The following is a 13,782-nucleotide window of genomic DNA, read 5'->3' as shown; positions in this document are numbered from 1 at the left end:
GCACTGCCTTCAGGCGGAGGCCCCCACCGTGTCGGCCATGCGGGCGTCGCGGGTGCCCAGCGGCTGCGGTTGACCCACGGTGGTGTCCTCGGCGGTCTGGTGCTCGGTCTCGGCGTTCAGCTGGGCGCCGAGCAGCACGATCGTGGTCGAGAGCCAGATCCAGGTCATGAAGCCGATGGCCGCGCCGAGCGAGCCGTAGGTCTTGTCGTAGCTGCCGAAGTTCGAGACGTACCAAGAGAACAGCAGCGAACCGGCCAGCCACAGGAAGGCGGCGACGCTGCCCCCCGGCGTCACCCAGCGCCAGCGCGGCGCGTCCCGGCTCGGGCCGTAGCGGTAGAGCACCGCCAGCATCACGATCACGATCACGAACAGGATGGGCCAGCGCAGCAGCGCGAGCCACCACGCATCCGCCGAGAGGCCGAGGGTCTGGATCGCCACCGGCACCGCGACGATGCCGACCAGAGCCAACACCACGAAGAGCAGGGCGCCCGCCGTGAAGGCCAGCGAGACCAGGTTGAGCTTGAAGAAGCCCCGGCGTTCGCGCTCGCCGTAGACGAGGTTGAGCGCATCGAAGACGTGCTTGACGCCGCCGTTGGCGCTCCAGACCGACAGAACGATGCCGAACAGCGCCGTGAGGCCGAGGGTGGTGTCGCCCTTCTCTGTGAGCCGCTTCACCTGCTCGGCGACGATGTCGACGCCGCCCGGGGGCAGCACGCCGCGCAAGGCTTCGATCTGCTGGTTGATGGTCGAGACGTCGGCGATCAGCCCGTAGACCGAGACGAGCGCCGCGATGGCCGGGAAGATCGCGAGCAGCACGAAAAAGGTCACCCCCGCCGAGACGAGAGTGAGTCGGTTCTCGCCGATATCCGCGTAGGTGCGCTTGAGGATGTCCTTCCAGCCCGCCGCCGGCATTTCGGTCGGCGAGTCCGCGGCCCGGCCGCGATGCCGCTCCGTCTGCGCGACGCGATGGGCGTCGCCGCCCTCGTGCGAAGGCGATTCCCGGCGCGCGCCGTCGCCGCCCGCCCCGTCACCCTTCGCGGGCCGACCCGACCCGGCAGAGATCGGCATTCCCTGCCGCCGGGGCAGGGCGACGAGGCCGATCAGGGCGGCGCTGAGCGTCAACGCCCACAGGGTGGGATAGCGCAGATCGGGCGGCGGGGTCGGGACGGGGAGGGCAGAGTCGGGTTGGGACATCGATGGCTCGGCTCCGGCCGCCGCGGGAAACCGCGACACGCTTCAGCAACCGACCGGCCCGACCTGAGGTTCACACAAGCGTGAGCGGCGAGATTTCGGATTCTTCATGAAAAATCCACATTTGCGCCGGGCTCCCGTCGGAACCGCCCAGTTCGGCCTCTTGTTGATAGCGCATCGGTCGAACGCGACCGCCTCGCTTCAGGAGCCGTCGATGCCTTCGACCCTGCCCCGCTCCGGACGTCGCTTCGCGCTCGTCCTGGCCTCGTCCGCCCTCATCCTCTCCACCGCTGCCGGCGTCCACGCGCAGGAGGGCGGCCTCGGCGGCCTGTTTCAGCAACTCTTCGCGCCCCAGCAGGCCGCGCCCGCCCCGGCGACGGTCGCGCCGATCCATGTCTATGGCGGCGAGGTGAACGAGCGCTATCGCTGGAAGCGGCATCGCAGTGGGGTCGAGCGCAGCCGGCCGAAGGTCCGCTACGCCGCCCTGCCGAAGGCCGGCGCCTTGACCAAGGAGGATGGCGACGGGATCAGCGGCAAGCAGCCGGTCGATTCCAAGGCGATCGCCGCCAATCCGACGGCGGCGCTCCTGCGGGACGAAACCCTGCGCCCGGGCGATATCGTGGTGATGCCCGGCGGCCCCAAGGTGTTCACCGGAAGAGAGGCGAGCGGTCGCGGGGCCAAGCGGGCGCGCCACCGCATGGCCGATTTCGAGGATGTGAAGCAGGCCCGCTCGATCGATGCGAAGACCCGCCGCCAGCTGCTGGCGATGATGGTGCCGCACGGCGCCATGCCGGCCGACGAGGCCCGCAAGGTGCTGGCCAAGGCCCGCCGCCTCGCCCCGCGCGAGGATATCGAGGCGCTGAGCCGCCAGGCGCAAGCCGAGGCGGGGCCGATGCCGACGCGGGTGATCACCCCCTGGCAGACGGCGCGCTGAATCCGGCTCGGATCGTCGCTTCGTAGACCCAGCCGTCACTCGCGAGGCGAAGCCGAAGCGATCCAGGGCGCCGCGCACTCCGGAGAGGCCGCGCCCCCGGATCCCTTGCTGACGCTCGCGATGACGGCCGGGTCGATCCGGTCAGAAATCGCCCGCGGCCCGGTGCGCGAGCCGGATCGGTTCGGGCAGGCGGAATTTCGGGGCGCAGGCGAGCACGAGCGCAACCGCGCTCGGAATGTCGGCCAGATGGCCCGGCGAGATGAAGAGCGGGTGCTTGCCCGTCCGCGTGCGCACGACCGCGCCGATCGTCTCGCCGCGGTGGACGAGCGGCACCTGCGCCCCCTTCTCCTCGGCCAGCGGCGCGTTCGTGCCCACCAGCCGGGTCTTGCCGACGCCGAGCGTCGGGCGCTCCAGCCACAAACCCATATGGCTGGCGATGCCCATGCGGCGCGGATGAGCCGTGCCCATGCCGTCGAACAGGAACACGTCGGGCTCGGCGCGCAGGCGGCCAAACGCCTCCTCCAGCACCGGGCCTTCCCGGAAACTCAGGAGACCCGGGATGTAGGGAAACGGCGTCGGCCGCTCGGCCGTGGCCGTCTCGACCACGCGGAAGTCCGGAAAGGTCGACACCACGATGGCGGCGCGCGAGCGCTCGTTCTTCACGCTCACGTCGACACCGGCCACCAGCCGCACCCGGGCGAGATCGATGGGCCGGTCGGCCACGATCTCGCCGCGCAGCGCGCGCTGCAGGGCAACCGCCGCCTCCGGCGTCAGATCCCAGGCGTGGCGCGGATGCAGCTCCAAGCGGCGCGACTCCGGCTGCCCGTCAGTTGGCGAAGCGGAAATGCAGCACGTCGCCGTCCTGCACCACGTATTCCTTGCCCTCCAGCCGCAGCTTGCCGGCATCGCGGGCGCCGGACTCGCCGTTCAAAGTGGTGTAATCCTTGAAGGCGATCGTCTCGGCGCGGATGAAGCCCTTCTCGAAGTCGGTATGGATCACCCCCGCGGCGGCCGGTGCCCGGGTGCCCTTGGTGATCGTCCAGGCGCGGGCCTCCTTCGGGCCGACGGTGAAGTAGGTCACGAGGCCGAGCAGGTCGTAGCCCGCGCGGATCACCCGGTTCAGGCCCGGCTCGGTCAGCCCCACGGCTTCCAGGAAGTCGCCCTGGTCGGCCGCCGGCATCACCGCGATCTCGCTCTCGATCTTGGCCGAGACGACCACGGCGACTGCGCCCTCGGCCTTCGCCCGCTCGAACACCGTCTGCGAGTAGGCATTGCCCTTGTCGGCATCGCCCTCGTCGACGTTGCAGACGTAGAGCACGGGCTTGGCCGTCATCAGGCCGAGCTGCTGGAACAGCCGCTCTTCGTCGGCCTTCCGCTCCACCAGGCGCGCGGGCTTGCCGTCGCGCAGCAGCGGCAGGGCGCGGTTCACGAGGTCGAGGAACTCCTTGGCCTCCTTGTCCGCACCCTTGGCGCGCTTCTCCAGCGCCACCACGCGCTTCTCCAGGCTGTCGAGGTCGGCCAGCATCAGCTCGGTCTCGATGGTCTCGATGTCGGCGATCGGATCGACCTTGCCCTCGACATGGGTCACGTCGCCGTCGGTGAAGCAGCGCACCACGTGGGCGATGGCATCCACCTCGCGGATGTTGGCGAGGAACTGGTTGCCGAGACCCTCGCCTTTCGACGCGCCGCGCACGAGGCCGGCGATGTCCACGAAGGTCAGCCGCGTCGGGATGATCTCCTTGGAGGAGGCGATCCGGGCGAGGTCATCGAGCCTGGGATCGGGCACGGCGACTTCGCCCACATTCGGCTCGATCGTGCAGAACGGGTAGTTCGCGGCCTGGGCCGCGGCCGTCTGCGTGAGCGCGTTGAAGAGGGTCGACTTGCCGACGTTCGGCAGGCCGACGATGCCGCATTTGAAGCCCATGGCTGGTCCTAGCTGTCCGTTGTGATCGGTCGGGAGCCGCGCCCGGAAGCCCGCTCCATCGGGGTCCGGTGGGCTCGTGTCAATTCGCGTCGCGCGCATCCTTGGCCTTGGCCTTGCCGGCCTCGGCGGGCGTCTTCACCGCGTCCCAGCCGCGTCCGGCCATGGCGAGATGCACCTTGTTCTGGAAGCTCGCATCCTCGCCCGCCGCGAGCAGGGGGGCGTGGTCGGCGCTGGCCCGGCAGAGATCCTCGACCCAGGGCTCCTCCGATTTGGCGAAGTCGTTGAGCACGTAGGAATGCACCAGCGCCTTGTCGCCGGGATGGCCGATGCCGAGGCGGACGCGGCGGTAATCGTTGCCGCAGAGCGCCGTGATCGAGCGAAGGCCGTTATGCCCGGCATTGCCGCCGCCGAGCTTCACCCGGAGCTTGGCCGGGGCCAGATCGAGTTCGTCGTGCAGCACGATCACGTCGGCGAGCGGGATCTTGAAGAAGCGCTGCGCCTCGCCGACCGAGCGGCCGGATTCGTTCATGAAGGTCTGGGGCTTGAGCAGGATGGCGCGTTCCGACCCCAGCGTGACCTCGGCCGCCTCGCCCTGGAAGCGGCGGCGGAACGGGCTCGCCCGGTGGACGCGGGCGATCTCGTCCACGGCCATGAAGCCGATGTTGTGGCGGTTGCGTGCGTAGCGCGAGCCGGGATTTCCCAAGCCGACGATGAGCCGCATCCGCGCCCCCGATCCCATGCCCCGACAAATGGAAATGCCCCGGCCGGGCGGCCGGGGCATCGATGGATGCGCAAGGAGCGGGTGCCGGACGGCGCCCGCCGCGGCTTACGCCTCGGTCTCGTTCTTCTCGTTGGTGGCCTCGGCCTCGGCGTCCGCCTTCTCCTCGGCGGACTCGGCGGACTGCGCCTCGGCAAGCGCGGCCTCCTCGGCCTCGACCTCGGCGCCGAGCACCGTCGGCGGCAGGACGTTGGCGACCGTGTCGGTCGGCTCGCCGGTATAGGTGCCGGCCGGCAGGCGCAGGTCGGAGGCGTGGATCACGTCGCCGATCTCGCGGCCGGTGAGGTCGACCTCGATCGCGTCCGGGATCTGGTCGGGGGCCACGTCGAGCGCGACCGTGTGCAGCGCGACGTTGAGCGTGCCGCCGTTCTTCTTGATGCCCGGCGCCGCGTCCTCGTTCACGAAGTGGACCGGAACGTCGACCGTGACGGTCTGGCCGGCGACGACGCGCAGGAAGTCGACGTGCAGCGGCACGCCGGAAACCGGGTCGAGCTGGTAGTCGCGCGGGATCGCGCGGGTCTTCTTGCCGCCGGCGGTGATCTCGAACACGGTGGTCTTGAAGCCACCGGCGTAGATCAGGGTGCGGGCGCGGATGAGGTCGATGGCGATGGCCTGCGGGGCCTGGTTGCCGCCGTAGATGACGGCGGGAATCTGGCCCTGGCGACGAACGGCCCGGGCGGCCCCCTTGCCGACCCGGTCGCGTGCCACGGCCTCAAGCGTCTTGGTGGCGCTCATGGCGTGATCCTTTTCGAAATGATGGCCTGGGCCAACGACAAAGGCCGCCCGAAGCGGACGGCCCGACCGTTCCCCAGCGCGCCCGTGCCTCCAAGGGTGTCTCGAGGGCGCGAGGCGGCCCATACAGGCAATGGCCCGGCATGGCAATGGTTTTGCGTCTCTGCGCGGGAGGGCCCGTCCGGCCAGGCTTCCCCTGGGTGGCCGGCGCGGATAGGACGGATGGCCCACCCCGCCGCGAAGGACCCCACGATGTCCCAGGTGTTTCCCAAGCCGGTTGCGAAGCTTGAGCCCAACACCTTCGCCTTCGAGCAGGGGCCGATGGTCAAGCCGACCGGCTTTCGCGAGTACGACGCCCGCTGGCTCTTCCCGCAGGAGATCAACCTGATGGGCGTGCAGGCGCTGGGGCTCGGTCTCGGCACTCTGATCCATGAGCGCGGCGTACGCCCCGATATCGTCACAGGTCACGATTTCCGGGCCTATTCCTCCTCCATCAAGCTCGCCCTCATCGCCGGCATGCAGGCGGCGGGTTTGCGAGTGAGGGATATCGGGCTCGCGCTCTCGCCCATGGCCTATTTCGGCCAGTTCGCCCTCGATTGCCCCTGCGTGGCGATGGTCACGGCCTCCCACAACGACAACGGCTGGACCGGCGTGAAGATGGGCGCCGAGCGCCCCATGACCTTCGGTCCCGACGAGATGACCCGCCTCAAGGAGATCGTGACCCGGGGCGAGTTCCGCTATCGCGAGGGCGGCTCCTACGAGTTCGTTGCAGGTTTCGCGCAGACCTATCTCGACGATCTCGTCGCGCGCACCAAGCCCGTCACCCGAAAGCTCAAGGTCGTGGCCGCCTGCGGCAACGGCACGGCGGGAGCCTTCGCGCCCGCCCTCCTCGAGCGGCTCGGCGTCGAGGTGATCCCGCTCGATGTCGAGCCCGATCACAGCTTCCCGCGCTACAATCCCAATCCCGAGGACATGGCGATGCTGCACGCCATCGCCGCCAAGGTGCGCGAGACCGGCGCCGATGTCGGCCTCGGCTTCGACGGCGACGGCGACCGCTGCGGCGTGGTCGACGACGAGGGCGAGGAGATCTTCGCGGACAAGATCGGCGTCATGCTGGCCCGTGACCTGTCACGGCTGCATCCGAACGCGACCTTCGTGGTCGACGTGAAGTCGACCGGCCTGTTCGCGGCCGATCCGGAGCTGCAGGCGCGGGGCGTGCGCACCGATTACTGGAAGACCGGCCATTCCTACATCAAGCGGCGCGTGAACGAGTTGTCGGCCCTCGCCGGCTTCGAGAAATCGGGGCATTTCTTCTTCAACGCACCGGTGGGGCGCGGTTACGACGACGGGCTGCTCACGGCGATCGCCGTGCTCGAGATGCTGGACCGCAATCCCGGTCGGTCGATGGCCGACCTCTACCGGGCGCTGCCGAAGACCTGGGGCTCGCCGACCATGTCGCCGCACTGCGCCGACGAGGTGAAGTACGGTGTGGTCGAGGCGGTGACCGAGCGCTTCCGGGCGCTTCAGGCGGCGGGCGAGCCGGTGGGAGGCCACGCCATCACCGGTCTCGTGACCGTGAACGGGGTCCGCATCACCACCGACGACGGCACCTGGGGCCTCGTACGGGCCTCCTCGAACAAGCCGGAACTGGTCGTCGTCGTGGAGAGCCCGGTCTCGGAGGCGCGGCTGCGGGCGATGTTCGCGGCGGTCGACACCGTGCTGCGCGAGCACCCGGAGGTGGGCGCCTACAACCAGACGATCTGAGGGCCGCGGCGCGCCCTACTTGTTGGCGGTCGCCATGCTCTGGCGCGCCTCGGCCTGCTTGCTCGTTTCCTCGAAATACTTCGTCGCGTCGCCGAGTTGCACCGAGGGCTGGCAGTTCGGCGTGCAGGAGTAGGAGGCGCGATCGAGGCCGCGCTGCACGGTGATGATGGCCGCCTGCGGCGCCTGCACGCTGATGGTCGATTCGGCCAGCATGGCGCCCTTGCCGTCGAGCGCGATCAAGTTGGTGCTGCCGAAGCTCTTTCCCGTCAGCACCACGACGCCGTTCTTCTGCAGGGTGATGTCGGCGATCATCGGATTGCCCACCACCACGGTCTGCGTCTTCTCCGGAAGGCGGATGACCTTGGCGTTGTCGACCAGCACCGAGACGGTGCCCTGCGCCACGGTCTCGTTGGACCGGGCCGGCCCGGCGAGGGCGAACACGGCCATGGCCGCCGAAACGGCCGCGGAGACGAGGGCAGGGCGCAGGCGGGGCATGGGCGGTCGGTCCGGTCGCGCGATGGGTTCGGCGGGCCGCCCTGCAGCCCGAAGCGGTTTCGGACGCGAGACGGTTATGGTTTCCCGAATGGTGCAGGAAAGGGGTGAAGGAAGCGCTAACCGGCCGGCGTTCGGCCGGGGGCGCCTTGCGGTCGCGTGTCGCGACGACAAGTCGAGGGAGCCGAGAAACCGACCATTAACCCATGCGCACAAACTCGAAGACGAGGCCTTGGCTCTGGTATCGGTTTAACCCAAACGCAACGCGTCGGGATTACACCTGAACCCGTCGCCGATCGGGGCCTTTACAGACTTCCGACGGTCACCCAGCAGATATAAGCAAGTGGAGATCATCGTGAAGAACATCACCAAGCGCTTCATCGCCGACGAGTCCGGCGCCACCGCCATCGAATACGGCCTGGTTGCTGCCATGATGGGCATCGCCGTCGTCGCCATCTTCACCGCGTTCCAGGGCAAGCTGAAGACCGCCTTCGAAACTCTGGGAACGTCGCTCGACACCAAGGCCAAGCAGATTCAGTAAGTCGTCAGAGGCGGTGCCGGAAGCGGTACCACTTCGGTCCGAGAGCTTCGCGCCCGACTGGTTTCAGTCGGGCCGGGCTTCGGTGAGAGGAAGCCTACTCGAGATCGACGATGTTTCGATCGCGGCATGATGGCAGCCGACCGGTCCGGGTCGGCCTCTCGATCTGACAGCGTCCGCTCCGCGAAAGTTCAACGCAATGTTGGCGACCGCTTCCTACCTTCTGCTCTGCATCGTCTTTCCGTTCCTGATGGCCTACGCAGCCGCCAGCGACCTTCTGACGATGCGCATTTCCAATCGGATCACCGGCTTGGTCGTTGCGGGTTTCGTGCCGTACGCCGTCTTCTCGGGCATGACGTGGAGCGAAATCTCCTTCCACGTGGCTGCGGGGGCGCTGACGCTCGTCGTCGCGTTCGTCATGTTCGCCCGGGGTTGGATGGGTGGCGGCGACGCCAAACTAGCTGCGGGCACGGCGCTCTGGCTGGGCATCGAACACTTGGCCGAATACGTCGTCGTCGCCTCGATCCTCGGCGGAGTCCTGACGCTCGCCATTCTCTACGCCCGCGCCTACCCGCTTCCGAGAGTGACGCTGCGGCTCCCCTTCGCCGTGCACCTGCACGATCAGAAGACCGGGATCCCCTACGGCATCGCGCTCGCTGCCGCCGCGCTGCTCGTGCTGCCGAACGTCGTCGGGCTGGAAAGCCTGATGCCGATGTGATGGCGGCCGCGACCGCGGCTTGCCGCAAACGGAACAAAAGGGCCGCCGCGAAGGCGGTCCTTTTGTCATGGGCGCCGTCCTCGCGTGAGCCGGTGAAACCCGTGGAAAGCCGCGCGGTGACAGACCGTTAACCTTAATTTGACGATTGCGGTGCCATCTCTGGAACCGGACGGCGGTAAGCCGTTGCTACGGTCCACGCGCCCGCCATGAAACCAGCCCGTCTCGCCGTTCTCGGCATCGCGATCCTCGCAGGCTGCGGCGCCGCGCTGCTGATGAGCGGCGAGGAGAAGGCGCCGGAGCCAGTCGCCCGGGTCGAGCCCGCCGTCACGCCGGTTCCGATGAGCGAGATCCTGGTCGCTGCCGCAGAACTGCCCATGGGCCAGACCCTCAAGCCCGAGGATTTGCGCTGGATGCCTTGGCCGGAGCAGGCGATCTCGCCCGGCCTGATCGACCGCCGCGCCGCGCCGAAGGGCCTCGACGACGCCGTCGGCTCGATCATCCGCACGAACTTTTCCGCCAACGAGCCGATCCGGCCCGAGCGCCTGGTCAAGGCGGGCAGCGGCTTCATGTCGGCGATCCTGCCTTCCGGCATGCGCGCGGTCGCGATCACCACCGATACCCGCGGGTCGAGTTCGGCGGGCGGCTTCATCCTGCCCAACGACCACGTGGACGTCATCAAGACCAGCAACGAGGGTAGCGAGCAGTTCGCCGAGACGCTGCTGACCGATATCCGGGTGCTCGCCGTCGGGCAGATCGTTCAAGAGAAGGGCGGCGCCAACGTCGTGACGGCGGAAACCGCGACGCTGGCCCTGACGCCCTCCCAGGCCGAGACCGTCACGCTGGCGCAGAAGGTGGGGCAACTCGCCCTCGTGCTGCGCAGCATTCAGGATTCGAACCGCACGGCCTCCGTCACCGAGGAGGACGTGCGATCGGACGGGGCCTTGACGGTGGTGCGCTTCGGCGTCGCCCGTCAGCAGCGCCGGTGAGGACAGGACCGATGACGCCCGACAATCGTCTCCGCGGGATCGCTCTCGCTCTTCTCTCCGGTGCCTGCCTCGCGGCGGTCTTCGCCAATCCGGCCTTCGCGCAAATCGGTCCTTCCGGCAGCTCGCCCGTGCTGACGATCGGTCCGAACGAGGCCGCGGTGTCGCGCCGGGTCGAGCTGAGCAAGGGCCGCTCCCTCATCGTCGACCTGCCGCGGGACGCCAAGGAGGTCTTCGTCGCCAACCCGGCCGTGGCCAACGCCGTGGTCCGCTCCAGCCGCAAGCTGTTCCTGATCGGCATCGACAACGGCGCGACGTCGATCTTCGTGATGGACGCGGACGGACGCCAGATTGCCTCGCTCGACGTCACCATCGCCCGCGACATCAACATCCTGCGCCAATCTCTGATGCAGAGCCTGCCCGGCGGCCGATTCGACGTGAAGGCGGTCGGCGATTCGCTCGTGCTCTCGGGCAGCGTCAACTCGGCCTCGGAGGCGCAACAGGCGATCGATATCGCCAACGCCTTCGTCGGAATCGCCGCCGGGGCGTCGACGCGCGGCGCAGTCATCAACAACCTGACGATTCGCAACAAGGATCAGGTGATGATCCGCGTCACTGTCGTGGAGGTGGCGCGCACGGTGCTGAAGCAGTTCGGCATCAGCACGACAGGCAACTGGTCTGCGCTCAACCCGCTCGGCGCGGACGGCAACTTTCTGACGAACAACACCGGCTTTCCCCTGACAGGCGCCTACTCGCCCGCCGGCAATGCGCTCACCGCCTCAGTCCGCTCCGGCGGCTTCTCGCTCCAGGCCACCCTGCGCGCCTTCGAGCAAGCCGGCGTGTCACGCATCCTCGCTGAACCGACCCTGACGGCGATCTCTGGCGAAGCCGCCAAGTTTACCGCCGGCGGTGAGATCCCGGTTCCCTCCAATTGTTCGGTCGGGTCAGCCGCCAGCGCAGCCTGCACCGTTTCGCTCACCTATAAGCCCTACGGCGTCAGTCTCGCATTCACGCCAGTGGTGCTCGCCGAGAACCGTATCTCGATCCGAGTGGCCACGGATGTCACGGAACTCGATCCGCAGAACGCCTTCAGCTACAACCTGAACGGGCGTGTCGTGCCCGTCCCCGCAACGACCCGGCGCAATTCGGAGACGACGGTCGAACTCGCCTCCGGCGCGACCATGATGACCGCCGGCCTGATCCAGCAGAAGAGCAAGGGGACGGTCAACGGCCTGCCCGGCCTGATGAACCTTCCCATCCTCGGTGCCCTGTTCCGCTCGCGCGATTACCAGCGCGACGAGACCGAGCTGATGATCATGGTCACCCCCTACATCGCGCAGCCCATGGAGGCGCGCCAGGTGCAGCGGCCCGACGACGGCTTCGTCGACGCGCCCGACGGGCAGGCGGTGCTGCTCGGTCGGCTCAACAAGATCTACGGAACGGTCGGCGGCAGCACGCTCGGACCCTCCTATCGCGGCCGCGTCGGCTTCATCGCCGACTGACGACCGACCGACGGCGCCCGAACCAGGATCGAAGTCCGATGTCCAGCCCTTCCCACAGCCGCGCCTCGCGCCTTCGCCCGGCGGTCGCCGTCCTCCTCGTCGCGGGGCTCCTCGGAGCCTGCCGCGCGGACCGCGTCGCTACCACCGGCTCGACCTACCCGATCGACGTGCGCACCCGTCATCCGATCGTGCTGGCCGACGGCGAGCGCACGCTCGACATCTTTCCCACCGGCATCGGCCATATCGATCCCCGGCAGCGCGCCGATCTCGAGTCGTTCCTGACCGAGTACCGCCGCTACGGCCGGGGCGTCCTGCTCGTGGAGATGCCCCGCGGCGTCTCGCCCGGACTGGCCGGCCCGGTCGAGCGCACTGGCGCAGCGATCCGCCACCTCGCCGCCGAGATGGGCGTGCCGGCCCGCGGCCTCCAGCTGACCGCCTACCCGATCGCCAACCCGACCCTGGCCTCGCCCCTGCGCCTGAGCTTCCAGCGCATGCAGGCGAAGGTCGCCGACAAGTGCGGGCTCTGGCCCCGCGACCTCGGCGTCAGCGACGTGCGCGCCGACTGGTCGAACGAGCCGACCTGGAATCTCGGCTGCGCCACGCAGGCCAACTTCGCTTCCCAGGTCGCCGATCCGATCGACCTCGTGCGCGGAAGGCCGGAGGGGCGCATCGACTCGGTTCGCCGCACCCAGGACATCGGCCAGCTCCGCGAGGGCAAGGATCCGTCAACCCAATGGCGGCAGGATGGACAGACGAACGTCAGCAACTCCGTGAAGAGCAACTGATCCGTCCGTTCGGGGATCGGCTCCCGGCGCGTCCGACCGAGGACGACGGGCCGGGGCACCATCCCTCTCCGATCGCAACGGGAGCCGGCCCGGCTCCCCACCACCGATTCCCTCTCTGCCGTCACGGCCCCGAACCGGAAGCCACGCGTCATGCCGGACACTCCTGAGGCCCCAGAGCGCATCATCGCACCGGTGCCCCGGATCACGATCCAGGCCTTCTGCGAGGCGCCGGAAACCGCCGCGATGATCGAGGGCGTCGCCTCGGACCGGCGGCTGCAGAAGGCGCACGTCAAGGTACAGATGGGCGGCGGTGCCGCGGCCGTCGAGGCCTACCGGCACGCGCCCACGCCCAACGTCATCCTGATCGAGTTCGTGGCCCTGAAGTCGCGCCCGCTCGAATGCCTCGACCAACTCGCCGAGGTCTGCGACGAGGGCACGAAGGTGCTCGTGATCGGCCATGTCAACGACGTTCTGCTCTACCGGCAGTTCATCCAGCGGGGCGTCAGCGAATATTTGATGGCGCCGGTCGCGGCCGTGGACCTGATCGCGGCGGTCTCGGACCTGTTCACGGCGCCCGGCGCCAAGCCGGTCGGCCGGACGATCGCCGTCTACGGAGCCCGGGGCGGCAGCGGCAGTTCGACGGTCGCCCACAACCTCGCCTGGACGGTGGCCCGCGAGCACGGCACCGCCACGGTGATCGCGGATCTCGACATCGCCTTCGGCACGGCGAGCCTCAACTTCAACCAGGATCCGCCCCAGGGCATTGCCGAGGCGGTGTTCGCGCCCGAGCGCCTGGACTCCAATCTGCTGGACCGCCTGCTGTCGAAATGCGCCGACAACCTCGCCCTGCTCTCAGCGCCGGCCACCCTCGACCGCACGGTCGACCTGACCGAGCCGGCCTTCGACGCGCTCATCGACCTGCTGCGCCTCGCGGTGCCCTGCATCGTCCTCGACGTGCCGCACCACTGGTCGGCCTGGAGCCGCCGCGTCCTCATCGGCGCCGACGAGATCCTTATCGTCGCCTCGCCGGACCTCGCGAGCCTGCGCAACGTCAAGAACCTGCTCGCCTTGCTCCAGCAGCAGCGCCCCAACGATGCGCAGGCGCGGGTGCTCCTCAACGGCGTCGGCGTGCCGAAGCGCCCGGAAATCGCCGCGGCCGAGTTCGCCAAGGCACTCGACGTGCCGCTCCAGGCGGTGATCCCCTTCGAGCCCGCCCTGTTCGGCACCGCGGCCAATAACGGCCAGATGATCGCCGAGGTCCAGGCCGGCGCCAAGCCCGCCGAGATCTTCTCGGAACTCGCCGCCGCGGTGACCGGCCGGGCCGAGATCCGGCGCGCCCGGGCCAACCTGCTCGAGCCTCTGCTCGCTCGGTTGACCCGCAAGAAGGCGTCCTGACCGTGCGTCCCGATCCTTCCCCTCGATCCCGCTGAGGCTGCGGCGC

14 protein-coding genes are annotated in these 13,782 nt (G+C 68.8%); 8 read left to right on the top strand and 6 right to left on the bottom strand.

Annotated features, from left to right (window positions below; all coding sequences use genetic code 11):
* Positions 1-9: 9 nt before the first annotated feature.
* Positions 10-1,194, bottom strand: coding sequence for a YihY/virulence factor BrkB family protein (locus BY998_RS16775; protein WP_110352751.1), 1,185 nt, complete (start codon positions 1,192-1,194; stop codon positions 10-12).
* Positions 1,195-1,405: 211 nt separating this feature from the next.
* Here BY998_RS16775 and BY998_RS16770 point away from each other — a divergent pair, with 211 nt between their 5' ends.
* On the top strand, positions 1,406-2,125 hold the full coding sequence (locus tag BY998_RS16770) for a hypothetical protein (RefSeq protein WP_110352750.1): 720 nt from the start codon (positions 1,406-1,408) through the stop codon (positions 2,123-2,125).
* Between the two features lie 141 nt (positions 2,126-2,266).
* Here BY998_RS16770 and nfi read toward each other — a convergent pair whose 3' ends face one another.
* The 4 genes from nfi to BY998_RS16750 form a co-directional block, all read right to left on the bottom strand.
* The gene (nfi, locus tag BY998_RS16765; protein WP_110352749.1) at positions 2,267-2,929 is read right to left on the bottom strand and encodes a deoxyribonuclease V; all 663 of its coding nucleotides are present in this window, start codon (positions 2,927-2,929) and stop codon (positions 2,267-2,269) included.
* Between the two features lie 22 nt (positions 2,930-2,951).
* Positions 2,952-4,049, bottom strand: a complete 1,098-nt coding sequence (ychF, locus tag BY998_RS16760; protein WP_110352748.1) for a redox-regulated ATPase YchF — start codon at positions 4,047-4,049, stop codon at positions 2,952-2,954.
* A gap of 79 nt (positions 4,050-4,128) precedes the next feature.
* Positions 4,129-4,770, bottom strand: a complete 642-nt coding sequence (pth, locus tag BY998_RS16755) for an aminoacyl-tRNA hydrolase (protein ID WP_110352747.1) — start codon at positions 4,768-4,770, stop codon at positions 4,129-4,131.
* 105 nt (positions 4,771-4,875) lie between these two features.
* On the bottom strand, positions 4,876-5,562 hold the full coding sequence (locus BY998_RS16750; RefSeq protein ID WP_110352746.1) for a 50S ribosomal protein L25/general stress protein Ctc: 687 nt from the start codon (positions 5,560-5,562) through the stop codon (positions 4,876-4,878).
* A 219-nt stretch (positions 5,563-5,781) separates the two neighbouring features.
* Here BY998_RS16750 and BY998_RS16745 point away from each other — a divergent pair, with 219 nt between their 5' ends.
* Positions 5,782-7,323, top strand: a complete 1,542-nt coding sequence (locus BY998_RS16745) for a phosphomannomutase/phosphoglucomutase (RefSeq protein ID WP_181425543.1) — start codon at positions 5,782-5,784, stop codon at positions 7,321-7,323.
* Between the two features lie 15 nt (positions 7,324-7,338).
* On the opposite strand, the gene BY998_RS16740 is transcribed toward BY998_RS16745, so the two are convergent.
* Positions 7,339-7,818, bottom strand: a complete 480-nt coding sequence (locus BY998_RS16740) for a pilus assembly protein N-terminal domain-containing protein (protein WP_110352745.1) — start codon at positions 7,816-7,818, stop codon at positions 7,339-7,341.
* 352 nt (positions 7,819-8,170) lie between these two features.
* Here BY998_RS16740 and BY998_RS16735 point away from each other — a divergent pair, with 352 nt between their 5' ends.
* The 6 genes from BY998_RS16735 to BY998_RS16710 all read left to right on the top strand — a co-directional run bounded on the left by BY998_RS16735 (position 8,171) and on the right by BY998_RS16710 (position 13,736).
* On the top strand, positions 8,171-8,356 hold the full coding sequence (locus BY998_RS16735) for a Flp family type IVb pilin (RefSeq protein ID WP_110352775.1): 186 nt from the start codon (positions 8,171-8,173) through the stop codon (positions 8,354-8,356).
* 196 nt (positions 8,357-8,552) lie between these two features.
* A complete protein-coding gene (locus BY998_RS16730) occupies positions 8,553-9,071 on the top strand; it encodes a prepilin peptidase (RefSeq protein WP_110352744.1) in 519 nt (172 codons plus the stop codon).
* Positions 9,072-9,277: 206 nt separating this feature from the next.
* Positions 9,278-10,057 (top strand): Flp pilus assembly protein CpaB, encoded by a 780-nt coding sequence (cpaB, locus tag BY998_RS16725; RefSeq protein ID WP_110352743.1) that lies wholly within the window; start codon positions 9,278-9,280, stop codon positions 10,055-10,057.
* An 11-nt stretch (positions 10,058-10,068) separates the two neighbouring features.
* Positions 10,069-11,556 (top strand): type II and III secretion system protein family protein, encoded by a 1,488-nt coding sequence (locus BY998_RS16720; RefSeq protein WP_110352742.1) that lies wholly within the window; start codon positions 10,069-10,071, stop codon positions 11,554-11,556.
* A 38-nt stretch (positions 11,557-11,594) separates the two neighbouring features.
* Positions 11,595-12,341, top strand: coding sequence for a CpaD family pilus assembly protein (locus BY998_RS16715; protein ID WP_110352741.1), 747 nt, complete (start codon positions 11,595-11,597; stop codon positions 12,339-12,341).
* Between the two features lie 150 nt (positions 12,342-12,491).
* Entirely contained in the window at positions 12,492-13,736 is a 1,245-nt protein-coding gene (locus BY998_RS16710; RefSeq protein ID WP_110352740.1) for an AAA family ATPase, read from the top strand.
* The last annotated feature ends 46 nt before the right edge of the window (positions 13,737-13,782 follow it).

Source organism: Methylobacterium sp. B4 (assembly GCF_003201865.1).
Taxonomy (GTDB): domain Bacteria; phylum Pseudomonadota; class Alphaproteobacteria; order Rhizobiales; family Beijerinckiaceae; genus Methylobacterium.
The sequence above is the reverse complement of the archived record's forward strand: the minus strand, read 5'-3'. Positions and strand labels throughout refer to the sequence as shown.

What these genes read in the sequence shown, in the direction of transcription:
- BY998_RS16775 (WP_110352751.1), bottom strand. Translation starts at nt 1,194, where the DNA reads ATGTCCCAACCCGACTCTGCCCTCCCCGTCCCGACCCCGCCGCCCGAT.
- BY998_RS16770 (WP_110352750.1), top strand. Translation starts at nt 1,406, where the DNA reads ATGCCTTCGACCCTGCCCCGCTCCGGACGTCGCTTCGCGCTCGTCCTG.
- ychF (WP_110352748.1), bottom strand. Translation starts at nt 4,049, where the DNA reads ATGGGCTTCAAATGCGGCATCGTCGGCCTGCCGAACGTCGGCAAGTCG.
- pth (WP_110352747.1), bottom strand. Translation starts at nt 4,770, where the DNA reads ATGCGGCTCATCGTCGGCTTGGGAAATCCCGGCTCGCGCTACGCACGC.
- BY998_RS16750 (WP_110352746.1), bottom strand. Translation starts at nt 5,562, where the DNA reads ATGAGCGCCACCAAGACGCTTGAGGCCGTGGCACGCGACCGGGTCGGC.
- BY998_RS16745 (WP_181425543.1), top strand. Translation starts at nt 5,782, where the DNA reads ATGGCCCACCCCGCCGCGAAGGACCCCACGATGTCCCAGGTGTTTCCC.
- BY998_RS16740 (WP_110352745.1), bottom strand. Translation starts at nt 7,818, where the DNA reads ATGCCCCGCCTGCGCCCTGCCCTCGTCTCCGCGGCCGTTTCGGCGGCC.
- BY998_RS16730 (WP_110352744.1), top strand. Translation starts at nt 8,553, where the DNA reads ATGTTGGCGACCGCTTCCTACCTTCTGCTCTGCATCGTCTTTCCGTTC.
- cpaB (WP_110352743.1), top strand. Translation starts at nt 9,278, where the DNA reads ATGAAACCAGCCCGTCTCGCCGTTCTCGGCATCGCGATCCTCGCAGGC.
- BY998_RS16720 (WP_110352742.1), top strand. Translation starts at nt 10,069, where the DNA reads ATGACGCCCGACAATCGTCTCCGCGGGATCGCTCTCGCTCTTCTCTCC.
- BY998_RS16715 (WP_110352741.1), top strand. Translation starts at nt 11,595, where the DNA reads ATGTCCAGCCCTTCCCACAGCCGCGCCTCGCGCCTTCGCCCGGCGGTC.
- BY998_RS16710 (WP_110352740.1), top strand. Translation starts at nt 12,492, where the DNA reads ATGCCGGACACTCCTGAGGCCCCAGAGCGCATCATCGCACCGGTGCCC.